The organism is Desulfosalsimonas sp., from assembly GCF_046483245.1.
Lineage (GTDB): Bacteria > Desulfobacterota > Desulfobacteria > Desulfobacterales > Desulfosalsimonadaceae > Desulfosalsimonas.
In genome coordinates this window covers 1-22,699 of the sequence record NZ_JAWODO010000054.1, presented here as the reverse complement: position 1 = coordinate 22,699, position 22,699 = coordinate 1, and the positions used below count along the sequence as shown (strand labels likewise).

The 22,699-nt window shown below is 54.5% G+C and carries 19 protein-coding genes and 1 rRNA gene; 6 read left to right on the top strand and 14 right to left on the bottom strand.

The features are described from left to right. The 4 genes from R6U41_RS05610 to guaB form a co-directional block, all read right to left on the bottom strand. Positions 1 to 686, bottom strand: a 16S ribosomal RNA gene (locus R6U41_RS05610); the annotation flags it as partial. Positions 687 to 1,231: 545 nt separating this feature from the next. Then, entirely contained in the window at positions 1,232 to 2,365 is a 1,134-nt protein-coding gene (locus R6U41_RS05605) for a DegT/DnrJ/EryC1/StrS family aminotransferase (protein ID WP_410268852.1), read from the bottom strand. 98 nt (positions 2,366 to 2,463) lie between these two features. After that, positions 2,464 to 6,048 carry a DNA polymerase III subunit alpha gene (locus R6U41_RS05600; RefSeq protein ID WP_410268851.1) on the bottom strand — a complete coding sequence of 1,195 codons (3,585 nt, stop codon included), beginning with the start codon at positions 6,046 to 6,048 and terminating at the stop codon, positions 2,464 to 2,466. A gap of 9 nt (positions 6,049 to 6,057) precedes the next feature. Continuing rightward, complete coding sequence (gene guaB / locus R6U41_RS05595; protein ID WP_410268850.1) at positions 6,058 to 7,521, bottom strand: IMP dehydrogenase; 1,464 nt, start codon at positions 7,519 to 7,521, stop codon at positions 6,058 to 6,060. A gap of 225 nt (positions 7,522 to 7,746) precedes the next feature. Here guaB and R6U41_RS05590 point away from each other — a divergent pair, with 225 nt between their 5' ends. Continuing rightward, the gene (locus tag R6U41_RS05590) at positions 7,747 to 8,352 is read left to right on the top strand and encodes an L-threonylcarbamoyladenylate synthase (RefSeq protein ID WP_410268849.1); all 606 of its coding nucleotides are present in this window, start codon (positions 7,747 to 7,749) and stop codon (positions 8,350 to 8,352) included. A 3-nt stretch (positions 8,353 to 8,355) separates the two neighbouring features. Here R6U41_RS05590 and sppA read toward each other — a convergent pair whose 3' ends face one another. From sppA to R6U41_RS05565, 5 genes are all read right to left on the bottom strand, one after another. Further along, positions 8,356 to 9,264: a signal peptide peptidase SppA gene (gene sppA / locus R6U41_RS05585; protein WP_410268848.1), complete on the bottom strand. Its 909-nt coding sequence runs from the start codon at positions 9,262 to 9,264 to the stop codon at positions 8,356 to 8,358. A 149-nt stretch (positions 9,265 to 9,413) separates the two neighbouring features. Further along, positions 9,414 to 11,318, bottom strand: coding sequence for a 30S ribosomal protein S1 (locus R6U41_RS05580; protein ID WP_410268847.1), 1,905 nt, complete (start codon positions 11,316 to 11,318; stop codon positions 9,414 to 9,416). 107 nt (positions 11,319 to 11,425) lie between these two features. Next, positions 11,426 to 12,103, bottom strand: coding sequence for a (d)CMP kinase (cmk, locus tag R6U41_RS05575; RefSeq protein ID WP_410268846.1), 678 nt, complete (start codon positions 12,101 to 12,103; stop codon positions 11,426 to 11,428). A 15-nt stretch (positions 12,104 to 12,118) separates the two neighbouring features. After that, positions 12,119 to 13,225, bottom strand: a complete 1,107-nt coding sequence (gene hisC / locus R6U41_RS05570) for a histidinol-phosphate transaminase (protein WP_410268845.1) — start codon at positions 13,223 to 13,225, stop codon at positions 12,119 to 12,121. Further along, a complete protein-coding gene (locus R6U41_RS05565) occupies positions 13,222 to 14,157 on the bottom strand; it encodes a lysophospholipid acyltransferase family protein (RefSeq protein WP_410268844.1) in 936 nt (311 codons plus the stop codon). The genes hisC and R6U41_RS05565 overlap by 4 nt, the downstream gene beginning before the upstream one ends. Positions 14,158 to 14,515: 358 nt before the next feature. Here R6U41_RS05565 and R6U41_RS05560 point away from each other — a divergent pair, with 358 nt between their 5' ends. Then, positions 14,516 to 15,085 carry a DUF99 family protein gene (locus R6U41_RS05560; RefSeq protein WP_410268843.1) on the top strand — a complete coding sequence of 190 codons (570 nt, stop codon included), beginning with the start codon at positions 14,516 to 14,518 and terminating at the stop codon, positions 15,083 to 15,085. A 12-nt stretch (positions 15,086 to 15,097) separates the two neighbouring features. On the opposite strand, the gene R6U41_RS05555 is transcribed toward R6U41_RS05560, so the two are convergent. The 4 genes from R6U41_RS05555 to R6U41_RS05540 form a co-directional block, all read right to left on the bottom strand. Further along, a complete protein-coding gene (locus R6U41_RS05555; protein WP_410268842.1) occupies positions 15,098 to 16,501 on the bottom strand; it encodes a sigma-54-dependent transcriptional regulator in 1,404 nt (467 codons plus the stop codon). Continuing rightward, positions 16,494 to 17,657 (bottom strand): sensor histidine kinase, encoded by a 1,164-nt coding sequence (locus R6U41_RS05550; RefSeq protein WP_410268841.1) that lies wholly within the window; start codon positions 17,655 to 17,657, stop codon positions 16,494 to 16,496. Before R6U41_RS05550 ends, R6U41_RS05555 begins: the two co-directional genes overlap by 8 nt. Further along, a complete protein-coding gene (locus R6U41_RS05545; protein ID WP_410268840.1) occupies positions 17,654 to 18,109 on the bottom strand; it encodes a hypothetical protein in 456 nt (151 codons plus the stop codon). Before R6U41_RS05545 ends, R6U41_RS05550 begins: the two co-directional genes overlap by 4 nt. Positions 18,110 to 18,207: 98 nt before the next feature. Continuing rightward, a complete protein-coding gene (locus R6U41_RS05540; protein WP_410268839.1) occupies positions 18,208 to 18,669 on the bottom strand; it encodes a hypothetical protein in 462 nt (153 codons plus the stop codon). 81 nt (positions 18,670 to 18,750) lie between these two features. On the opposite strand from R6U41_RS05540, the gene R6U41_RS05535 reads away from it, so the two are divergent. Both R6U41_RS05535 and R6U41_RS05530 read left to right on the top strand, forming a co-directional pair. Continuing rightward, on the top strand, positions 18,751 to 19,617 hold the full coding sequence (locus tag R6U41_RS05535) for a hypothetical protein (protein WP_410268838.1): 867 nt from the start codon (positions 18,751 to 18,753) through the stop codon (positions 19,615 to 19,617). Further along, the gene (locus R6U41_RS05530; protein ID WP_410268837.1) at positions 19,550 to 20,545 is read left to right on the top strand and encodes a hypothetical protein; all 996 of its coding nucleotides are present in this window, start codon (positions 19,550 to 19,552) and stop codon (positions 20,543 to 20,545) included. The genes R6U41_RS05535 and R6U41_RS05530 overlap by 68 nt, the downstream gene beginning before the upstream one ends. Here R6U41_RS05530 and R6U41_RS05525 read toward each other — a convergent pair whose 3' ends face one another. Further along, complete coding sequence (locus tag R6U41_RS05525; protein WP_410268836.1) at positions 20,546 to 20,905, bottom strand: DUF5518 domain-containing protein; 360 nt, start codon at positions 20,903 to 20,905, stop codon at positions 20,546 to 20,548. A 269-nt stretch (positions 20,906 to 21,174) separates the two neighbouring features. Between R6U41_RS05525 and R6U41_RS05520 the strand changes: the two genes are divergently transcribed. Then, positions 21,175 to 22,380 (top strand): heavy metal translocating P-type ATPase, encoded by a 1,206-nt coding sequence (locus R6U41_RS05520; RefSeq protein ID WP_410268835.1) that lies wholly within the window; start codon positions 21,175 to 21,177, stop codon positions 22,378 to 22,380. A 29-nt stretch (positions 22,381 to 22,409) separates the two neighbouring features. Continuing rightward, positions 22,410 to 22,699, top strand: a 290-nt coding sequence (locus R6U41_RS05515; RefSeq protein WP_410268834.1) for a hypothetical protein, incomplete at its 3' end; no start/stop codon positions are given.

Here is a 22,699-nt window from a genome sequence, read left to right as displayed (position 1 = left end):
CCTCTCCCATACTCAAGCCTGCCAGTTTCAGTCGCACTTCCGGGGTTGAGCCCCGGGCTTTCACAACTGACTTAACAGGCCGCCTGCGCGCCCTTTACGCCCAGTAATTCCGAATAACGCTTGCACCCTCCGTATTACCGCGGCTGCTGGCACGGAGTTAGCCGGTGCTTCCTTCAGTGGTACCGTCAGCTCCCAGAGCTGTTGACTCCAGAAGGGTTCTTCCCACTTGACAGAGCTTTACGACCCGAAAGCCTTCTTCACTCACGCGGCGTTGCTGCGTCAGGGTTGCCCCCATTGCGCAAAATTCCTCACTGCTGCCTCCCGTAGGAGTCTGGCCCGTGTGTCAGTGCCAGTGTGGCTGATCATCCTCTCAGACCAGCTAACCATCGTCGCCTTGGTAGGCCCTTACCCCACCAACAAGCTAATGGTACGCGAACTCATCTCCAAGCGATAGCTTGCATGCAGAGGCCATCTTTGATCACAAAAACCGAAACTTCCGTGATGTTATCCGGTATTAGCACCTCTTTCGAAATGTTATCCCGAACTCGCAGGTAGATTATCCACGCGTTACTCACCCGTGCGCCACTTTACTCGCACCAAGCAAGCTCGGTGCTTTCTCGTGCGACTTGCATGTGTTAAGCACGCCGCCAGCGTTCATTCTGAGCCAGGATCAAACTCTCCACTTAAATCGTACGTATTGAATAATACGGATAAGCGAAAATAAAAATTAACTTGGCCCGCTTATTGCCACTATTTAGTTTTCAAAGATCAAGGCTCTGATCGATCGGCATTTGCGCCTGTAAAAGAGCCTGATGTTTTGCCGTCAACCTTTGGGCAGCGACAATTGCCATTTATATAATTTTATCGCCGGCCTGTCAACAACAAATTTTGCTTTTTTTCATTTTTTTTACTTTCGGGTTTTGGGTAACCTTGTTTCACCCAAACCCGGGGCAGTTGCTATGCCCCTGATCATTTGCAAGTCCGCCCGATGCAAGGGCTGCCCGTCAAATGAATTTTTGCGTTCTACATGTCGTGCAGGGCTTTGTCAACCATAAAAATGCCCTGCCTCGCCATGTTTTTTTATCTAGTGCCCGAACGAAAACCAGGATTTTTCGTCAAGGTCAAGGACGGCGAAAATTTTAACCGCAGGAATACTCGACGTATTTTGAGGATTAAAATTTGAGCCGGACGCAGAGATTGGCGGAAAAAACGGTTTTCGTTCAGGCACTATCTAGCTGCAAAAACTTCGGATTTGCTCCACCACATAGGCTTGCTGATCTTCGGTTAACTCAGGAAACACCGGAATCGCAAGGGTCCGGGCCGCTGCTGCTTCGGCCTCGGGCATCTGGCCGGCGGCATATCCCAGATCGGCAAAACACTGCTGCATGTGCAGGCAAACCGGGTAATAAATCTCGCAGCCCACCCCTGCGGCCTGCAAAAAATCGCGAAGCGCATCCCGCTTTGATTCCGCAGAGATGACAAACTGGTTGTAAATATGCCGGTCCTGTTTTTCCACGGGACAGCCGATGATCTCGTCGATCCCGGCTTCTGCGAACAACTGCCGGTATCTGGCGGCATTTTGCTGCCGCTTTTGTGTCCACTGATCCAGGCGGGCGAGCTTGATGGACACGATCGCCGCCTGGATGGCATCAAGCCGGAAATTGCCGCCGATGTAGCGGTGGTAATACTTGGGACTGGCCCCGTGAACCCGAAGGATTTTTAACATTTCACAATACGAATCCGAATTGGTGGTCACAATGCCGCCGTCACCAAACCCGCCGAGGTTTTTGGAGGGAAAAAAGGAAAAACATCCAAAATCCCCCAATGACCCGGCCCGCTGCCCCTTGTATTCCGCACCGATGGCCTGGGCGGCATCCTCGATGACAACCCAGTTGTTTTCTCGGGCCAGGGCGTTGAGGGGATCCATTTCCGCGCACTGGCCGTACAAATGCACCGGCATCACGGCCTTGACGCTTTGGCGCGTCTTTTCATCCATGCGGCGGACTGCGGCTTCCAGCTTTTGGGGGCAAATATTATAGGTATCCGGCTCAATATCCACAAAAACCGGCACTGCACCCACCCGGGCAATGGCGCCGGCTGTGGCAAAAAACGTATACGGACTTGTGATCACCCGGTCGCCTTCACCAATGCCGGCGGCCATCAGGGAAAGCAGCAACGCATCAGTGCCGGATGACACCCCCACTGCATACCGGGTGCCGCAATAAGCGGCAACCTCGTCTTCAAGCTTTTCCACATACGGGCCGAGGATAAAATGCTGGGACTCGTAAATCTTTTCGGTAACCGCCAGGCACTCCTGCCTGATGGACGCATACTGCAGCTTCAGGTCAAGTAAAGGGACTTGCATTGCGAGATCCTTAATTTTCGGTATCAAGCAGTTTGTTTTCGTCATTTGAATTTTGGTCATTCGATATTGCTTTGAATTTCGGATTTCGTGCTTCGAATTTACTGCTTTAACGCTTTTACTTTCTTGCCGTTGCTCTTGCGCCCGTTGTTTCTCCGGCCGTTTTGGGCTTTGCCGTTTCCGTTTCCATTGCCGTTGGCCCCGGAATGCACCGGTGCACAGACCGTGTACACGGCATCATAGCCCAGCAGCGTATTGACCTCCTGGCGCAGGGCCACGCCGGCCCTGATCTTCATTTCCTCGGGCAAGGCGATGATGGTTTCGGTTTTGGCCGGGATGCGCACGTGCAAAAACCCCTTGCACGCCCCGGGGTATTTCTGCAAAACCGCAAGCAGGTTCTCCATGGCCTGTATTTCAACGCTTTCGGCGTCAACCCGGATATGCAGGCTTGCCGCCCAGTTGGTTTCGGCATCAGCAATGCGGACCACGCTGTCGGCCAGAATCTTGGTGCTTTTCTCATTTTTCTGAACCTGGCCCTGGACAAATGCCGGGGTCTCCAGGATCAGCACGTCGGCAACAGCGGCATACAGATCCGGAAACACAACCACTTCCACGGAGCCATGCATATCCTCGATATTCAAAAAGGCCATTGGATCGCCCTTTTTGGTCATGATGGTCTTGATATGCTTGACAATACCCCCAAGGCGCACAATCTCACGGTCCCCCACGGCATCCTCGGCAACGGAAAGGGCATCCGCGTTGGCATACTTTTCCATTATATCCCGGTATTCATCCAGGGGATGACCGGTGATATAGAATCCAATGGCCTCCTTTTCCAGCTCCAGTAAATGCTTTTCATCCCATTCGGGAAGCTCGGAAATCACCGGCGCATTGATGGCGTCCGCTTCCTGGCCGGAGCCGCCGAAAAGCGACATCTGTGGATCGTTTCGCTCCTTTTGCACCCGCTGGCCGTAGTCCAGGGCATCATCTGCACACGCCATGAGCGCGGCCCGGGTGTATCCGGTAAAATCAAAGGCTCCGCATTGAATCAGACTCTCCAGGACCCGCTTGTTGACCTTGCGCAGGTCCACCCGTTGGCAAAAATCAAAGATTGATTCAAACCGGCCCTGCTTCCGAATTTCAATAATGGATTCAATGGCGGATTCGCCCACGTTTTTCACTGCCGCCAGCCCGAAACGGATCTTGTCGCCGGAAACCGTAAACCCCTTGTGGCTTTCGTTGATATCCGGCGGCAGAATCGCTATATTCATGTTTCTGCATTCGGCAATGTATTTGGCCACGTTGTCCGAGGAATTCATCTCCGAGGTGAGCACCGCTGCCATGAATTCTTCCGGGAAATGGGCCTTGAGATAGGCGGTCTGGTAGGCGATCAAGGCGTAAGCTGCGCTGTGGGACTTGTTGAAACCGTAACCCGCAAAGGTCTCGATGAGCTCAAAAAGCTCGTTGGCCTTTTGTTCGTCAATGCCGTTTTCCACCGCACCCTTGACAAACCGGTCCCGCTGTTTGGCCATGACATCGACAATTTTTTTGCCCATGGCCTTTCTGAGATTGTCCGCCTCGGCCATGGAAAAGCTGCCCACCTCCCCGGCGATCTTCATGACCTGTTCCTGGTAGAGGATCACGCCGTAGGTGTTGTTTAAAATCGGTTCGAGCTGCGGTATCAGGTACTGCACTTTCTGGCGGCCGTGCTTGCGCTCCACGTAGTCATCATGCATGCCGCTGCCCATGGGCCCGGGCCTGTAAAGCGCCACCAGGGCCGTAACCTCGGCAAAGCTCTCCGGCTTCATCCGGGTGAGCAGATCCCGCATGCCTGCACTTTCCAGCTGAAAGACCCCGGTGGTATTGCCGGCTGAAAGCAGCTGAAAGGTTTTCTCGTCAGTCAAATCCAGGTGCCCCAAATCCGGCGGGCGCTTTCCCAGGGATTCGATGATCTGCAGGGCATTGGCCATGATCGTCAGGTTGCGCAAACCCAGAAAATCAAATTTCACCAGCCCGATTTTTTCCACCATCTTCATATCGTACTGGGTCAGCACTTCGCCGCGTTTGCCTTTATATAAGGGCAAATACTCCACCAGGGGCTTGTCCCCGATGACCACGCCGGCGGCATGAGTGGAGGCATGTCGATTTAAGCCCTCCAGGGACCGGGAAATTTCGATGAGTTCGCCGATCACCGGATTGGACTGGGCCCGTTCCGCCAGCTTGGGCTCCAGTTCCATGGCCTTTTCCAAGGTCATGCCCGGGGTTTCGGGCACCAGCTTGGCGATTTCGTCGACTTCGCTCAGTGCGATATTCAAGGCCCGGCCCACGTCCCTGATCACGGCCCGGGCCTTCATTTTCCCGTATGTAATGATCTGGGCAACGTACTCGGGGCCGCCGTAGCGGTCCACAACATAGTGAAACACCTCTTCTCTGCCGTATATGCAAAAATCCACGTCAATATCGGGCATGCTCTGGCGGGAAGGGTTTAAGAAACGCTCAAATATCAGTCCGTTTTCAATGGGATCCAGATCCGTAATGCCCAGGGCATAGGCCACCAGACTGCCTGCAGCCGAGCCCCGGCCCGGACCCACGGGGATGTTGCGCTTTTTGGCATATTCAATAAAATCAGCCACAATCAAAAAATAGCCGGGAAATCCCATGGAATTGATCACGTCAATTTCATAGTCCACCCGCTTGCGGTAAACCGATTCCGCCACATCCGGATTCTTTTCCCGGATTTTTTCCATCCGGGCCGCGTAGCCCCTGCGGACCTTTTCCTCAAAGAGTTCGGATTCAGAGCGATCATCCGTGAGATTGAAATTGGGAAAATGATGGGTATTGAAATCAAATTCAACGTGGCAGCGATCGGCAATCTGCTTGGTATTGGAAAGGGCCTCGGGACAGTGGGAAAAGGATTTTTCCATTTCCTTCGGGGACTTGAAGTAAAGCTCGCCATTGCCGAAACGCATCCGGTCGGCGTCATCCATTGTCTTGCCGGTCTGGATGCACAAAAGCACCTCGTGGGCCCGCTCGTCTCCGGCATCCAGGTAATGACAGTCATTGGTGGCCACCAGTGGCAAAGAAAGACGCCGACCCATGTCCACCAGGGCCTCGTTGACGACTTTCTGGTCCTCCATGCCATTGTGCTGAAGCTCAAGGTAAAAATTATCCGGACCCAGCACCTCCGAATAAAACCGGGCGGCCTCCTCTGCCAGGTCAACACGCCCTTCAAGGATGCGCATGGGGATTTCCCCCTTGATGCAGGCAGACAGGCCGATCAAACCCTCTGCATGCTGCCTGAGCACCTGCTTGTCAATGCGGGGCTTGTGGTAAAACCCCTCCACGCTGGCGGCGGTGGCAAGCTTGCAAAGGTTTTTGTATCCGGTCTGATTTCTGGCCAGCAAAACCAGGTGGGTCATTTCCCGGTGGTCAGCCTGGGTCTTGTCATGCCGGCTGCGCGGTGCCACGTAGCACTCGCAGCCGATAACGGGCTTAATGCCGGCATTGCAGGCCTGCTGATAAAAATCAACCACCCCGAACATCGTGCCGTGGTCCGTGATGGCCACAGCCGGCATGTCATATTCCTTTGCCCGGGCCAGCAGATCCCGTATCCGAATGGCCCCGTCAAGGAGGCTGTATTCGGTATGCACGTGAAGGTGTACGAAACCGGAGGGATTGATACTCATGCTTGCCTCTTAATCCAGGCTGTAGTTGGGTGCTTCCTTGGTGATAATGACATCATGGGCATGGCTTTCGCGAAGGCCTGCCGGACTGATTTTGACAAAACGGGCTTTTTGACGCAACTCCTCTATGGAATTGGCGCCCACGTAGCCCATGCCGGATTTTAATCCGCCCACGAGCTGATAGACGTTTTCGCCGATAGTGCCCCGATAGGGAACCCGGCCCACGATGCCTTCAGGGACCAGCTTATCGGCCTCCTCCTGGTCCTCCTGGTGATAGCGGTCCCGGCTGCCGTCCTGCATGGCCTCAAGCGAACCCATGCCCCTGTAAGCCTTGTAACTTCTGCCCTGGTAGATAATTTTCTCGCCCGGACTTTCCTCTGTTCCGGCAAACAGCCCGCCGATCATCACTGAGTTGGCCCCGGCCCCGAGGGCCTTGGTCAGATCCCCGGAATACTTGATGCCGCCGTCTGCAATAATCGGCACCCCGTTTTTTTCAGACACCGGCCGGCAGTTCATGATGGCCGTGAGCTGGGGCACACCAATGCCCGCCACAATTCGGGTTGTGCAAATGGAGCCGGGACCGATCCCGATTTTCACGGCATCCACCCCGGCCTCGATCAACGCCTCTGCGCCCTCGGGCGTTCCCACATTACCGGCGACCACCTCCAGCTCGGAAAACCGTTTCTTGAGAAGCTTGACCGCTCTGAGGACATTGGCGGAAAATCCATGAGAAGTGTCGATGAGCAGGATATCCACATCCGCCTGGACCAGGGCCTCGGCCCGGGCCTCCATATCCTCGCCCACGCCAATGGCGCCGCCCACCCGCAGACGGCCCAGGTCATCCTTGCATGCATGAGGGTATTTTTTAAGTTTTTCAATGTCCTTGATGGTGATCATGCCCGTGAGCCGGCCTTCGGGGTTGACCACCAGCAGCTTTTCAATTCGGTGGGCATGAAGCATCTTCTTGGACTCCTCCAGGCTGATGCCTTCGGCCACGGTAATCAGATTTTCCCGGGTCATCACCTCGTCCACGCGCTTGTCCAGATCCGTGATAAAGCGCAGATCCCGGTTGGTGACAATGCCCACAAGCTTTTCGCCGACCGTGACCGGAACGCCGGATATCCGGTACTGCTGCATAAGCTTTAACACGTTGCGGATGGGCACATCCGGTGAGGTGGTCACCGGATCCACGATCATTCCGCTTTCCGATTTCTTCACATTGCGCACTTCCCGGCACTGCCGCTCAATGCTCATGTTGCGGTGAATAAACCCGATGCCACCGGCCCGCGCCATGCTGATGGCAGTTCTGCCCTCGGTTACCGTATCCATGGCAGCGCTGCATATGGGTATATTGACGTTGATGTTCCGGGTCAGCCGCGTAGCGGTGCTCACAGCGCTGGGCACCACGTCTGAGTAGCCCGGAAGCAGCAAAACGTCATCAAAGGAATAAGCTTCCTCAAGCGGTCGATTCTCCATTATTTTCCTCCCGCAAAACAAATGAATGTAATGATCGATGAATGATTTCCTGATGCATTCAGCAAAAATTCATGTGTACAATATCAACAAATAATCCGGTTTCCGGGGATCAACCCTCAAAACAGACTATCGCAGACCCCTGAATCTGTGATACAAAATCGTGCATTGGGCTATCGTCTGCCCTGCAGTATAAACATAAAACAAAAAGAAAAAAAGCCAGAGGCCATGTTAATTCACATCAATCCGGAAACACCCCAGCCCCGGCTCATTGCCAGGGCCGTTTCAGTACTGGAAGACGGCGGCATCATCGCCTATCCAACAGATACGTACTATGGTATCGGCTGCGACCTGTTGAACAAAAAAGCCATTGAAAACATCTACCGCCTCAAAAAACGCGACAAACGGGAGCCATTCAGCTTTATCTGCTCGGATTTAAAAAACATCAGCGACTATGCCAAAGTCACCAACTACGCTTATAAAACCATGAAACGGCTGCTTCCCGGCCCTTATACCTTTATTCTTGAAGGCTCACGCCAGGTGCCCAAAATCATGCTCGCCCGGAGAAAAACCGTGGGCATCCGGGTGCCGGATCACAACATCTGCATCGAACTGGTCAAAAGCCTGGGCCACCCGGTGATTTCCACAAGTGCAGCCACGCCCGAGGGCGATATTTTCAATGACCCGTCGTTTATCCAAGAGCATTTCAAAAACAGCATCGATTTGATTATCGACGGCGGTCCGGTGCCGGGAGAGCCTTCCAGCGTGATCTCGCTGATCGGAGACGAGCCCGAAATCCTGCGTGAAGGGCTGGGCAGGCTCGAGGAGGTTTAACAATCAGGGTGATTTGCCCGGGGCATAGATATAGCCGCCGGAAAGAGCGCCGGTGCTGATTTCTCCCAGCTGTTGCCGAATTCCGGACGAAACCCTGTCCAGTACGTAATTGATAATGGACAATTTTTCCTCGGGCGGATACACAACTTCAGGCGTTCCCTGTATACCGCCCTTTTCTGCAGCCCAGTCCACAGCATCATACAAATTGCCGATCCTGTCGACCAGGCCGTACTGCTTTGCGCCCTGCCCGGTAATAATCCGGCCGTCGGCGACTTCAGCCACATCCTGCCGGTTCATTTTCCGGCCGGCGGCCACGTCATCGACAAACTGACCATGCACGGTGTCGACAAAATCCTGGAGCAACTTTTTCTCATCACCGGTCATTTCCCGCAGCGGCGATCCGATATCCTTGTACTTTCCGCTGGTGATAGTCACCGGGTAAAGACCAATTTTCTCAAACAACGCCTCGAAATTGGTGTATTCCATGAGCACGCCGATGCTGCCGGTGATGGTGCCGGCATTGGCCACGATCCCGTCGGCCGCAGATGCGATATAATATCCCCCGGAAGCCGCCACCGCTCCCATGGAAGCGATCACCGGCTTATTTTCCCGAATCTTTCGAATTTCCCGGAATATTTCCTGGGACGGACCCACAGCTCCACCCGGGGAATCAATGCGCACCACAATGGCCTTTATGGCCCCGGCCCTGGCAAACTCCCGCAGATTCTGCAGAACCGGACCGGCTTCGAGAATGGCGCCCTTGACCTCGATCACACCAACTTTTTCACCATAGTGCATCTGCCGCTTTTCCGGTGAAAACAAACCGATCACAGACAGAATGACACTGGTAGCCGCGATCAGGCCGGCAACCATCAAAAGAAAAAACAAATACGGATGTCTTCGGGAAAACATGGAAATTGCCTGCCTTAAAATATCCAATAAAAAAACCGGCGGATCGAAAAACATCAGGGGCAGGCATGGGCTTTTGCCATGCCTGCCCGCTTATGTCAGGATTCTTACGATCATACCGCCGGTCAGATTTTGGCGTCCGGATGTTTACTTCAGATCTTGGGGTCTTGCTCCCCGGGTTCTTCTGCCGGCGCCTGCTTTTCCGCCCCACCGGACTCATCAGGCGCTTCTGCAGCCAACGCCTCGGCCTGTTGCTGATCCGCGGCTCCTTCTTGCGCTTTTTTGGCCTCACCGTTGAATTTTTCCATTAAGTTTTCCTTCAACAGTTCACCAAAACTCGAAGGCGCTGCCTTTGAATTGCTCACATAATCGTGGAGCAGTTCCTGATCGTCATCGACCTCCAGCCGCTTGATGGACAACCCGATACGGCGCTCCTCCGTATTGATATTAATGACCCGGGCAGTGAGCTGATCGCCCACATTGTACATGCCTACCGGAGTTTTGATCTTTTCCTTGCTGATCTCGGAAACATGCACCAAGCCTTCAATGCCTTCTTCCAGTTCCACGAATATACCGAAATCCGTTACATTGGTGACCATCCCGTTGATATCGGTTCCCACGGGGTACCGTTCTCCAACGGTTTTCCAGGGATCGTCATGGAGCTGCTTGACGCCAAGGGAAAACCGCTCGTTCTGCTTGTCAATGTCGAGCACCTTGGCCTGAACCGTATCCCCCTTCTTGTAAATTTCAGAGGGATGCTTGATCCGGCGGGTCCAGGAAAGATCGGAAATGTGAACCAGGCCGTCAATGTCATCATCAATGCCGATGAAGATGCCGAAATCGGTAATATTTTTAATTTTGCCTTCAATGATGGAGCCCACGGGATATTTTTCGCTGATCACATCCCAGGGATTGGGCATGGTCTGTTTCATTCCCAGTGAAATCCTGCGGCTTTCCGGCTTGATATCCAGCACCACGGCCTCGACTTGCTCGCCCACGGACACCACCTTGGAGGGATGTCGGATTTTACGGGTCCACGACATTTCAGAAACATGGATCAGGCCCTCAATTCCCTCTTCGACTTCCACGAATGCCCCGTAATCCGTGAGACTGACAACCCGGCCGGTAAGCTTGGTGCCCACGGGGTATTTATCCGAGGCAAAACTCCAGGGATCGGGCACAAGCTGTTTCATCCCCAGTGAAACCCGTTCGGTCTGCGGATCAAATGAAAGAATCATGACCTGGATGGGATCGCCGATGGCAAACAATTCAGACGGATGCTTGACCCGGCCCCAGGAAATATCGGTGATGTGCAGCAGACCGTCAACTCCGCCCAGGTCCACAAACACCCCGTATTCCGTAATATTTTTCACCGTGCCGTCCATCACCTTGTTCTCTTCAATGGCGGCCAGGGTCTCGGAGCGCTTCATCTCGCGTTCGGCTTCCAGAATCACCCGGCGGGACAACACAATGTTATTTCGCTTGCGGTTGAACTTGAGGACCTTGAAATCAAAGGACTGGCCAACCATTTCATCCAGGTTGCGGATGGGGCGCAGGTCGGCCTGGGATCCGGGCAAAAATGCCTGAACCCCGATATCAACGGAAAAACCGCCCTTGACCCGGTGCGTAATGACGCCCTCAATGGTGCCCTCGGCCTCGTAGACCTCCTTGATGGCGTCCCAGACCTTGACCTTGGCTGCTTTTTCCTTGGATAAAAGGACGCGCTCTTCTTCTTCATCCCACCACTCGATCATGACCTCAACGTCATCATCCACTGCGGCCTGGACGGTTCCCTCGCTGTCCTTGAATTCATTGATGGGAATCAGCCCCTCGGACTTGTAGCCCACGTCCACCAAAACGTGATCCCTGTCCACGGAAATGATGCGCCCGTTGACAACCTCGCCTTCTTCAAATCGCTTCAGGCTTTCTTCGTACATCTCCATCAGGGACTCCATACTCTGCTCGCCATCCTCCGGGATGTCGACGTTCGCAGCAGCCGATGCGCCCTCGATGTCTCTTTTGTCTTGTTCTTCAGTGTTTTCTTGAAAATTTTCCATTTACAACAATACCCCCTTTGGCCGTTTTAAGATACTCCCTGCCTGTATGCAAAGGAGTATAAGTGCGCTTTATTAACAGAGCAAAAGCAAAAACACAACAGTTAATTTCAACCCTTACCGCCCCCGGCATCCCGGATAACGGACAACATTTCATCGACCACGGCATGGGCGTCTTTGCTTGTGGAATCGATATAAACCGCATCATCGGCCGCCTTTAAGGGGGCAATGAGCCGGCCGGCATCATTGGCATCACGCTTTTGCATATCCTTTTCCACCTGCTCAAGGCTGGCTCCCTGGTCCCCGGCAAGCTCCAGGTACCTGCGCCGGGCGCGCACGTGCAGATCCGCGCTTAAAAAAAATTTGACATCCGCATCCGGAAAAACCACCGTTCCCATGTCCCGGCCTTCGAAAACGGCGGATTTTTCCGCCCCCAGCCGCCGCTGCAGGGCCAGCAGGGCGCAGCGCACCTCGGGCCTGGCTGATGCGGCCGAGGCCAGCATGGTGATTTCCGGATTCCGGATCTCTCCGGTGATATCCACGCCCGCGGACAAAAGCCGCAGATCCCCGTCGCGGCGGACAAAGCGCAAATCCAGATCCGCCAGCACCCCGGCCAGGCCTTTTTCGTCCTCCGGGCCCACCTGCCGGGCCTGCATTTCAAGGGCGACGCCCCGGTACAGAGCACCGGTGTCCACATAGGTGTAGCCCAACCGGTCTGCCAGTGTCCGGCTCACGGTTGTCTTGCCCGCACCTGCCGGGCCGTCAATGGTTATCAGAAGTGGTTTCAAATCAGTCATATCCGTTTACTGTTGCGCCTGCATCTGCTGCATCACGGTTTCAAACGCATCCAGAAACCGCTGGTTTTCCTCCCGGGTTCCGGCATTGATGCGGATGTATTCGGGATAACCGTACGACACCATGGAGCGCACGATGACACCCTGCCGGAGCATGGCCTCAAAAAACACATCTGCATCGCATTTAACGTCAATGAGAAAAAAATTGGCTTCAGAGGGAAAATAATTGACACCCATGTGCTCCAGGGCGGCATACATGAACTCAAGCTCACCGCGCACAAGGCGGACGGTTTTTTCCATAAATGCATCATCATCCAGGGCCGCACATGCCCCGGCCTGGGCCAGGGCATTGGCATTAAACGGCTGGCGCACCCGGTGGAGCCATCCGGCCAGTTCTTCGGCCATCACCCCGTAGCCGATGCGGATGCCGGCCAGGCCGTAGGCCTTGGAAAAGGTCCGCAGCACCACCACGGGCCGCCGGCCTGTGCAGTATGCCAGGCCGTCTGCGCAGTCCGGATCTGCGGCAAATTCAATATAGGCCTCATCAATGACCACCACCGCCTGATCCGGCACTTTATCCAGGAACTTTTCAAATTCGGGTCGGGTAATAATGGTGCCCGTGGGATTGACCGGGTTGTTGAGAAAAATCATGCGGGTGTTTTCCGTGATCTGCGCCGCCATTTGGTCCAGGTCCACGAAAAGGGATTTCAGGGGCACAAATACCGGCAGGGCCCCGGCCGAGCGCACCATGATCTCATACATGAGAAACGAAGGCGAGGTCATCACGGCCTCATCTCCGGGCTGTATCAGCGCCCGGGTCAGCATGCCGATAATCTCGTCAGATCCGTTGCCCAAAACCACGTTGCCGGGCGCCACCCCGAGTTTCCGGGCGATTTTTTCCACCAGGTAATAACCGCGACCATCCGGGTACCGGTGCAGCTTGTCCATGGCCGCGCGCATGGCATCAACGGCAAGCGGCGATGGGCCGAGGGGATTTTCATTGGATGCCAGTTTTACGGAACCGGAGATACCGTAGTCCCGCTCCAGTTCCTCGATGGGCTTTCCTGGCTTGTAAGCCTGGATGGATCGAATGTAATCGGGAATATTGAGTTTCATTGCTTTTTTCCGTCTGTGATTTTATCCGGAACAAATCCGGTCTTGGACGCCCACGGCTTAAAGGGCTTTGTCTTCCACCGGCGATGAACCCAGAACCACTGCTCCGGGTACCGGCGGATCATATCTTCCATTACCTTATTACAGAGTGCAGTGGCCGCCTCAATATCCTTGGTCTTATCCCGGGTCTGAATTTTTGGCAGGGCCGGGTGGCATTCCACCCGATAATGACCGTTTTCACGGACCAGAAACACGGGCACCACCGGTGCACCGGTTCTTCTGGCCAGCAGTGCCAGGCCCTTGCCGGTGCACGCCGGGATACCGAAAAAATCCACAAACACCCCGTCTTTTACCCGGGCATTCTGGTCCAGCAACATGCCGATGAGTTCATTGTTATGCAATGCCGCAAGCATGCTGCGCATGGCACGCCGCTTGGCCAGCAGGCGGGCGCCGTAGCGGCTGCGCTGGCTTATGAAAAAACGGTCCAATGGTTCAAACTCCAGGGGCCGGTATAGGGCGCTGACAGGCAGGCCCATTTGTCCCATGGCCAGGGGAAGCAGTTCCCAGTTTCCGATGTGGCCGGTCAAGACAAGCACGCCCTTTTTTTCCCCCAATGCGGCCTGTAAATGATGCATGCCGGAAAACCGAAAATGTTTCCGGATGTCGGTGCGTTTGAGGCGCAAAGACCAGCCGATTTCAAAAACAATGCGCACAAGGCTGCAAAACACGCTTCTGGCCATGGCCCGGATCTGCCGCGGGGTCATTTGGCCGCCAAATACCCGGCCAATATTGGATACAGCAATCTCCCGATGCCGCCGGTCTGCGGCAAACCAGAGCCGGCCCAGCCCATTGGCCGCATGCACAGCGGTTTTTCGCGGGATCAGGCCAATAAGAAAAAATCCCCGGGCAATGAGAAAATAAAAAAAGGCATCCACATGCCGCCTCTTTCCCCGGGCCGTTATTGTGCCATTGGAGTTGCGTTGATTCACAGAGTTCATTAGCCCGGCTTATACATGTTTTTCCGCTTTTGTTCAAGTATGATGGCACCGTAAAAAGTCTGATTTCAGATGGTGCCGTAAAAGTTCAAGATCAAGGCTTGCGCAATTTCGAAGAATGCAGCGTACTTATCTGTACGTGAAATTCTGAGAAATTGCGCGTAACGCAGATATTGGACTTTTACGGCGCCATCAAGTATGATCCGTTGCCCTGCAGCTTTCTTGACTTGCCGGACAAACCGGGATATTTTGCCGGCAGATCCGGTGTTTTCGTTTATGCCTGACAAAAAGGGGTTTGATGGCGACAAATCGGTTTTCCAATGTGGCCGGCTTTGATGATGCGCCGTTTTCCCGAACGCATCAGGGCAGTGTGCCGGTTGTGGCAACGGTGTATGCGGATCTGCGCTTTGACGGGGTTTTGACCGACAAGATCGAAAAAGACGGATTTGATGCAGCGGAAAAAATCGCGGCCATGGTGGGCCAATCCCGGTTTGCCCAACACGTCCGGCTGATTTTGCTCCAGGGCATAGCGCTTGGGGGATTTAACGTGGTGGATGTGTTCGGCCTGCATGACCGGCTGGGCCTGCCGGTAATGGTGGTGGCCAGAAAACAGCCGGACATGGCCGCCATACAAAACGCCCTGCTCACCCACATTGCCCGGGGCCTGGAAAAATGGGCAATCATTAAAAAACTCGGCCCCATGGAGCCCATGGAAAACGTTTATGTCCAGCGGGTGGGACTTTCGGCCCCTGAGGCCGCAGCCGTGCTCAGGCGATTTTGCATCCACGGCCGCATCCCTGAACCCATACGCACCGCCCACCTGATTGCCACGGCCATGGCCTGCGGACAAAGCCGGGGGCATCCTTGATGCGGGTTTTTTTTAACTCCGGTAATCTTCCGCGGAAATCTCATAACGGCGCATGATCTGCTGAAGGGACTGGCGTTCGAGGCCGCATTTTTTGGCTGCACGGGTCACGTTGCCTCCGGTCTGCTGAAGCAGAGTTCCGATATATTCTGCGTTAAATGCGTGCAGCACCGTCTCCTTGGCCTCCCGGTAGGGCAGATGACTTACATCCGCATATCCGCAACCTTGATTTTCTGCAGTCGAATCGTCCACCTGGTGTTTTAGGTCCTGCGGATTGATGGTCCGGCCTGAGGAAAACAAAATCGCCTGAATCACGATATTTTCCAACTCCCGGACATTTCCCTCCCAGTGGCGGGACTTGAAATGCGCCATTAATTCAGAGGAAAACGTCTTGTGCGGTTCGTTTAACCGGCTGCGATGCTTGCGCAGCAAGTGCTCGGCAATCAGGGGGATGTCATTTCTGCGCTCGCGCAAGGGCGGGAGATGCACCGGCAGCACGGCCAGGCGGTAAAAAAAATCCTCCCGGAACGTACCCTCCCGGATCTTGGCCTTTAAATCCTGGTTGGTGGAGGCAATGATGCGCACATCCACACGAACGGACCGGGTGTCGCCAAGGGGCTTGATCTCACGTTCCTGCAACACCCGCAGCAGCTTGGTCTGGATGGCCGGACTGACATCTCCGATTTCATCAAGAAAAATGGTGCCCCCGTCAGCCTCCTGAAACAAACCGGTCTTGTTCTGGGTGGCATGGGTGAATGCCCCTTTTTTATATCCGAACAATTCGCTTTCCAGTATCTGCTCGGGCACGGTGGGGCAATTGACCGCAACAAACGGGCCCTTGCTGCGGCTGCTGATGGAATGAATGGCCCGGGCGGTTAAATCCTTGCCTGTGCCGGACTCGCCGGTGATCAGCACGGTCATTTCGGTCTGAGCCACCATGCGGATGGTTTCAAACACGCTTTGCATGGCATCCGACTGGCCCACCAAGCCATAAAACGACGGACCGTGGGGATCGCTTTGCTTCAGCAGCCGGTTTTCAGAAATCAGGCGGCTGCGTTCCAGGGCTTTTTCCAGCCGGAACACCAGGGTTTCATGGTCAAAGGGCTTGGTGACAAAATCATAGGCCCCTTGCTTCATGGCCTGGACCGCGTACTCAATGGAGCCGTATGCGGTCATCATGACCACTGTGAGTTCCGGCCATTTGCGCTTGATGAGCTCCAGCAGCTCAAGTCCGTCCATGCCCGGCATCCGGATATCGATGAGCGCCAGATCAAAAGGGCTTTTTTCCAGGGTCTGCAAGGCGGACTTGCCGGAATCCGCGGTCTTGACCCGGCAGTTTAAATCCGGCTCCAGGCTCCGGGCCAGCAATTCGAGCATATCGGGCTCATCATCAACCACCAGGATATGGTGTTCATCCATTTGCGCCACCTCCTTCAGAGCCGGAGACAGGCAGCAGAAGGGTAAATACCGAGCCCTTTCCGACGCGGCTTTGCACGCGGATATCGCCGCCGTGGCTTTTGGCAATGCCGTAGCTCACCGCAAGGCCCAGTCCGGTGCCCTCTCCTGTGGATTTGGTGGTGAAAAAGGGATCAAAAATACGGGTCAGATTCTTTTCCTCAATGCCATAGCCGTTATCCGCGATATCGATTTCCAGCCGCCGGTTGGATTCATCAAAGCGGGTGGCAATGGTGATGGTGCCGTCCTGCTCCACTGCATGGGCGGCATTCATTACAAGGTTGATCAGCACCTGCTTTATCTTTTTTTCATCCATTCGCATGTGAGGAATATTTTCGGCAAACTCCTTGGAAATCCGGATACTTTCCATTTTTGAACGATGCTGAATAAACACCAGGGTCTCCTCGATGACCTCGTGAATGTTGATATCCGCCATTTCCGGCTGAGAACGGCGGGCAAAATTAAGCAAATCCTCCACAATGGATTTGCAGCTCTGTGCATGCTTTAAAATCACCTGCAGGTCTTTTCTGCGCTGGGAATCCTCGGGCTCGCCCCGCAACAGCAGCTGGGTATAGCCCTGAATGACCCCCAGGGGATTGTTGATCTCGTGGGCAATGCCCGAAGAGAGCTTTCCGATGGAAGCCAGCCGATCTGCATGGGCCATCTGCTTTTCCTGGTGGATTAAGGCATCAGTGCGATCCTGGATCCGCTTTTCCAGATCCTGGTTTAACGCCAGCAGTTCCTGGTGCGTATCCTGAAGGGCCCGGCGGTCCATGGTGATTTGCTGATAGACATGCCACACCCGGTTGAAAAACAAGGTGGCCGCAGCCACGATAATCAGCAAAAAGGTATTGATTCCGCCGGCAAAAGGCCGCAGCCCGTCCCACAAATCCGGCTGGCCGGCCAGGGAAAAAAACTGCTTGAGGATATGGCCGCCGGAACGCGATACCGCAAAGCCGGCCAAACAACAGCAAAGCCACAACATATATGTCCACACCACATTGTCTGTCTGGCTTCTGCGCAGCCGGACGGCCCGATGCACACACAAGAAGGAAAAAACAATCATCAAAGCCGAACCGATCATATCCACCAGGCGGATTGGCACATCCGATACAATCATGGGCCGCCTTCCTGGCCGGGGTCAATGCTCCGGACCGGATCGGTCAGGTGCCGCAGCCCCATGTAAAGGAAAACCATACCGGGCACACAAAGCAAATGATCCAGCTTCAGAAAATAATACAGCAGGCCGAGCCAGCCCCGATCGCCTGCGGCCTGGATATGGATTTGCCAGTCCGAGGCCCGGGCCACCCGGATCAACTCCGTCTGCTCATCCATATAATGCACCAGAAAAGCATCCAGGGACCAGAGGATAAAAAACACCGAGGCATATTGGATCAGACGCCATCCGGACTGGCGCACCAGCTGCCGGGATCGCAGCCAGTAAATCAGGATACCCATGGCGACAATAAAAAAAATATGGGATAATTGATGGGTATACAGACCTTCCGGGGCCCCGTGGGCCTGAGTGGCATAGGCCGGCGAGGCAAGCCGGAACAACAAAATCCACCCCAACCAAAACAGCCTGTTTATTTTCATAACTTGCTTTCTCGTCACCCGGGTGCCATAATTATAGAAATGGGCTGCCAAAAGCATCAGCGTTGTTTGTTTGCTCAAGGCCTCGCAAAAGAAAAGAAAAAAAGAATGATGTCGCTGCCTTTGAGAGCAATCTCCATGCCAAATCCGCATTTATTCTGTTTTTCGGCCCGAAAAGGGTTTTTCCCATTATCCACGCGCCCCGGCACTGCAAAAACATTCCTGGGAAGCCGGATACCGGAAAACTCTTGCGCAATTTTTTTATTGCGATCCGCAGACAATACCGGGGCATTGCAGAAGAAAAACCTTGCACAACTTTCATGGCATCGCAATAAAAAAATTGCATTTAATTTTGCCGCCCCACCGGAGATCGCATGGAAACACAAATTCAAAACAGGACAATATGAAATAATTTCAAGCAACTCTACCTCTTGCCGAATTATTACTGCAGTCGGAAAATCAAACTTTTGGGTGATTCGCATGGTATGATTATTGCTTTCATACTTTAAATCTTTTTTGGTTGCATCAATGCAACCCATGCATGCGGGACAGAATCCGGATACGGCAATAAAAACAAGAAAAGTGAACAGGAGGTGTACATGTCGGTACGCAGAAACAGAATGCAACTTTTTTGGATGGTGATTGCAGCCGCCCTTGTATGGTGCGCGCAGCCCGCCCTGGCACAGGTCCAGGCGGAAATTGACAAGCAGGAATACCTGGCCGGCGACACGGTGACCATTTCCGGCAAAATCGAGCCGGGAAAAGATTTATACATTGCCATCTCTTCCCAGCGCAAATTTGCCCCCAACGAAGCCGGGGGGGTCAATGAAATCAAAAGCCTGAACGCCGCTGTGGAAGAAAACGCATTTGAGGCAGACACCTCAGTGCCTGTCCTTTACTACATGCTCACCAACAATCCGGATAAGTTCGGCGCGGTGGAGAAAAAACGTTTTGGCGGCCCCTCCTTTGCCAGGGGCATTTACAGCACCACCATGTTTGAGCTTGCGAACTGGCAGGAGTTGGACGAAGAAGCCAAAAGCATGCTCGGCCCCCTGAAATCCCCTGAAGAATGGGCTTTTTACAAATACAACCATGAAAACGGCTATGGCATCAACACCATCACCAAGGAACGCACCCAGGTGGGCAAGGTCACCATTTTTGCCAGAAGCGTGCTCACAGACTATGAAAAAAACAACAATTACTGGGACGAAGGGACAACGATCGACCTGGACAAGAGCACAGGCGAATTTACCGCCTCGTTTGCATCCTTCCGTCACACCCCGCCCGACACTTCCTTTGACGTGGTGGTCAACGGAGAGATGGACGCAGTATCCCGACCGACAGAACCGAACCTCCTCGTCGTGGTGGTGGTTCATCCTGTTTCCCGAGAGCGACGAGGGCTACGGCCCCGAACAACTGATGTTTTCGATCGCCGCCCGCGCAGGCGACGAAATTCGCGTCAACGACATTCCGATGGCGGGGCTTGACCTCGATCGCTCGGTTGCGGCGGATGTCGACGAGTTCAGCGCGATCTCGGTTGGGTGGTACGGTGACGACGAGGCAGTTCACGAGGGACTGGTCAATCAGCCAGCCACCGCGCGGCTCTCGGATGGCTCGATTACTGCCTGGGCAGAGGACGACGACGGAACCAAACGCGGCGGTGAGATCAGGGCGTCGACCGACCGATCACTTGGGCTGGAGGCCCACTTCGCTGGCGAGAAGGGTGAAGCCGAGTTTGAGGCGTGGGGTGACCTCGAAAATCGGGTCGACTCGCCGGTGCAAGCGATGGATACCCACACCCAGCTCGGTGGCATGGATCTCGTCGCGTGGCGACGGATGCAGTTCGAAGGCAACTTCGACCTCCCAGATGGCCCCGAGCAGTTGGAGGGCATTTGCTACTTCCAGCGCGTTTGTCTCAATCTCCCGCTGTTCCCGTGGAAATGGATCTGGGCGTTTTTCCCCGATGGCACCGCCTTTTCGGCATTTATCCCGTTCTTCGGCCCGCAGGTGCTCCGGCGCGGCTATCGCTTTTTCGACTCCAAGCGCCTCGAACGGTCGACCATCCCCGTTAGACAGTCGGCGCTCTGGGAGTCCGCAACTGGCGACCGGATCGTCGAATTCGAGTCGGCCACCATCGAACCGGTGTTCGATGACGGCCCGCACCCACATTTTGAGGTTGAGGTGAGCGACGGCGACGGCAACCGTGTGGCGTTCACGGCGACCAGCTACGGCCATGCGCGGAACTACATCGACCGACCGATTTTGGGTGGGCTGGCTGAGAGCCACTGGAGCTACAACGAGTATCTGTTCCGAATGGACGAGTTACACGGAGAAATTAACGGAGAAAAAATAACTCGGGAGTCGATGGGACAGGGATTCGGAACGCTCGAATACGCCTGTGGCCTTGGGCTGTAGCTACGAGAAGACCGCCCCAAGCGCGCCAGCCAGCGCGCTGTCGACGGCGAAAATAAGCGTCACTACGAGGCCGCCGACCAACACGCCGCCGAAGCCGAGCGCACCGCCGAGTGGGCCGCCAACGAGCCCGAACACACCGACGACGACCGCAAAGATGATTGTTAGTGCAATTCCGGCGACCGAGCCAGCCAGCAGGCCGTGCCATGCACCGCTCAGCAGGCCGCCCCCAGCGACGTAGCCAGCCGCCAGCCCGCCGATAATTCCGGCTCCGATGTGGCCAACAATGGGTGCCCCTGTCGCTAACAGACCCACAACGATCATCACCAGAAAGCCGATACCAACCGCTCGCCAGTTTGTCATACCTGCTATAACTGTCCAACAGCAAAAAGCACACGGACAGCCCTCTCCGTCGACAGTTAGTAACAACACACCGGCTGGAGCCAACGATTCTAGTAACTTGGGCCGATTTTTAGCAGTTGAGTTAATACCTATCGAGCAGTTACGTTCAGCCAATGACTGCGGATACCACCGACGATGGTTCTGCCGACGCCTGCTGTGCGGACGATCACTGTGAGTCGTCGTCGACAGCAGCCTCAACCAGTTCTGGGAGCCACCAATCCAGCGGCACGATGCCAGCAGGCGAGGCGGCCGAAACCCTCTCGCTGTCGGTGCCGTCGATGGACTGTGCCTCGTGTGCGAACAAGGTCGAATCGAGTGTCTCAAAACTCGATGTGAGCGAGATCGATCCCCGACCGACTTCGGGGACGCTCATCGTCGGCTACGACCCCGACACCACAACACCGGAAGCGATCCGCGACCGGGTCGAGGCTGCGGGCTACGAGATCGAAGACGACGAGACGCCACACGACCCCTCGGCGGTCTGGACGAGCAGCCGTGCGATTCGGACCGGCCTCGGCGCAGTGTTCATGCTCATCGGCGTCACCTTTGAGTGGCTTGTTCCCGGTGCGAACACGACCCTCGCAACCGTCCTTGGCGCGGACCTCGGCGTCGACTGGCTGGCCTATGTCGCGGCGGCCGGCATCGCTGGCACCGAAATCGTTCGTAATGGCTACTACTCGATCCGCAACTGGAGTCTCGATATCGACCTGCTGATGACCGGCGGGATTCTCGGTGCACTGGCGGTCAATCTCCCGTTCGAGGCCGCCACGCTGGCGGTACTGTTCAGCATTGCCGAACTGCTCGAACGCTACTCGATGGACCGAGCGCGAGGGTCGCTTCGGGAGCTCATGGAGCTTTCGCCCGAAACCGCCACAGTCCTCCACGATGGACACGAACACGTCGTTCCCGCCGAAGAGGTTGCTGTCGGCGACCGCGTTGTTGTTCGTCCCGGTGAGAAAATCCCCGTCGACGGGATCATCCGCGAGGGTGACAGCGCACTCGACGAATCCCCGATTACCGGCGAGAGCGTTCCCGCCGACAAGGGACCGGGCGACGAGGTCTACGCCGGGAGTCTAACTGAGGCTGGCTATTTAGAGATCGAAACGACCGCCCCGGCCGACGAGTCGACTATCGCCCGCGTAATCGAACTCGTCGAGGCTGCCGAGGGCGACCAAACAGACACCGAACAGTTCGTCGACCGCTTTGCGGCCGTGTATACGCCGATTGTCGTCGTCGCCGCGCTGGCGACGATGGCAATCCCGCCGCTCGTCTTCGGCGGACCGTTCACTCAGTGGTTCGTCCGCGGACTGACGCTGCTGGTGATCGCCTGTCCTATAACTTATCTAAGGCAAAGCGGAGTTCAAGTTGTAGATTGGAATCCTACTTTGCCATTATCAGCTGCTCTTAAAGAGGTGAAAAAATATCAGATAAGATAATAAATAATTTTAAAAGAAAAATTCATATTATGCAGGCCGTAGCGTCATTTATCATATTGTGGGTTTATACTATAGCTATATTTGGTTTTGTTAAAATTTTTTCAAAGATATTAGAGATAAATTTAGATTTAACAGTTATCTCATTTATGATATCTTTAATAGGTATAATACTAGGTTTGATTTTTTATAAAATTACTATTTTAAGTAAGAACATAAAGAATTATATCTTTGTAGGCATACCTGGTTTTATTCTAAGTTTAATGATAGTAACCTATCTTGTTTCAGGTTTTGCAGGTCTTGTTTATCTATTGGTTTTTTT

What these genes read in the sequence shown, in the direction of transcription:
- R6U41_RS05605 (WP_410268852.1), bottom strand. Translation starts at nt 2,365, where the DNA reads ATGCAAGTCCCTTTACTTGACCTGAAGCTGCAGTATGCGTCCATCAGG.
- R6U41_RS05600 (WP_410268851.1), bottom strand. Translation starts at nt 6,048, where the DNA reads ATGAGTATCAATCCCTCCGGTTTCGTACACCTTCACGTGCATACCGAA.
- guaB (WP_410268850.1), bottom strand. Translation starts at nt 7,521, where the DNA reads ATGGAGAATCGACCGCTTGAGGAAGCTTATTCCTTTGATGACGTTTTG.
- R6U41_RS05590 (WP_410268849.1), top strand. Translation starts at nt 7,747, where the DNA reads ATGTTAATTCACATCAATCCGGAAACACCCCAGCCCCGGCTCATTGCC.
- sppA (WP_410268848.1), bottom strand. Translation starts at nt 9,264, where the DNA reads ATGTTTTCCCGAAGACATCCGTATTTGTTTTTTCTTTTGATGGTTGCC.
- R6U41_RS05580 (WP_410268847.1), bottom strand. Translation starts at nt 11,318, where the DNA reads ATGGAAAATTTTCAAGAAAACACTGAAGAACAAGACAAAAGAGACATC.
- hisC (WP_410268845.1), bottom strand. Translation starts at nt 13,225, where the DNA reads ATGAAACTCAATATTCCCGATTACATTCGATCCATCCAGGCTTACAAG.
- R6U41_RS05560 (WP_410268843.1), top strand. Translation starts at nt 14,516, where the DNA reads ATGGCGACAAATCGGTTTTCCAATGTGGCCGGCTTTGATGATGCGCCG.
- R6U41_RS05555 (WP_410268842.1), bottom strand. Translation starts at nt 16,501, where the DNA reads ATGGATGAACACCATATCCTGGTGGTTGATGATGAGCCCGATATGCTC.
- R6U41_RS05550 (WP_410268841.1), bottom strand. Translation starts at nt 17,657, where the DNA reads ATGATTGTATCGGATGTGCCAATCCGCCTGGTGGATATGATCGGTTCG.
- R6U41_RS05540 (WP_410268839.1), bottom strand. Translation starts at nt 18,669, where the DNA reads ATGGGTTGCATTGATGCAACCAAAAAAGATTTAAAGTATGAAAGCAAT.
- R6U41_RS05535 (WP_410268838.1), top strand. Translation starts at nt 18,751, where the DNA reads ATGCAACTTTTTTGGATGGTGATTGCAGCCGCCCTTGTATGGTGCGCG.
- R6U41_RS05530 (WP_410268837.1), top strand. Translation starts at nt 19,550, where the DNA reads ATGTTTTCGATCGCCGCCCGCGCAGGCGACGAAATTCGCGTCAACGAC.
- R6U41_RS05525 (WP_410268836.1), bottom strand. Translation starts at nt 20,905, where the DNA reads ATGACAAACTGGCGAGCGGTTGGTATCGGCTTTCTGGTGATGATCGTT.
- R6U41_RS05520 (WP_410268835.1), top strand. Translation starts at nt 21,175, where the DNA reads ATGCCAGCAGGCGAGGCGGCCGAAACCCTCTCGCTGTCGGTGCCGTCG.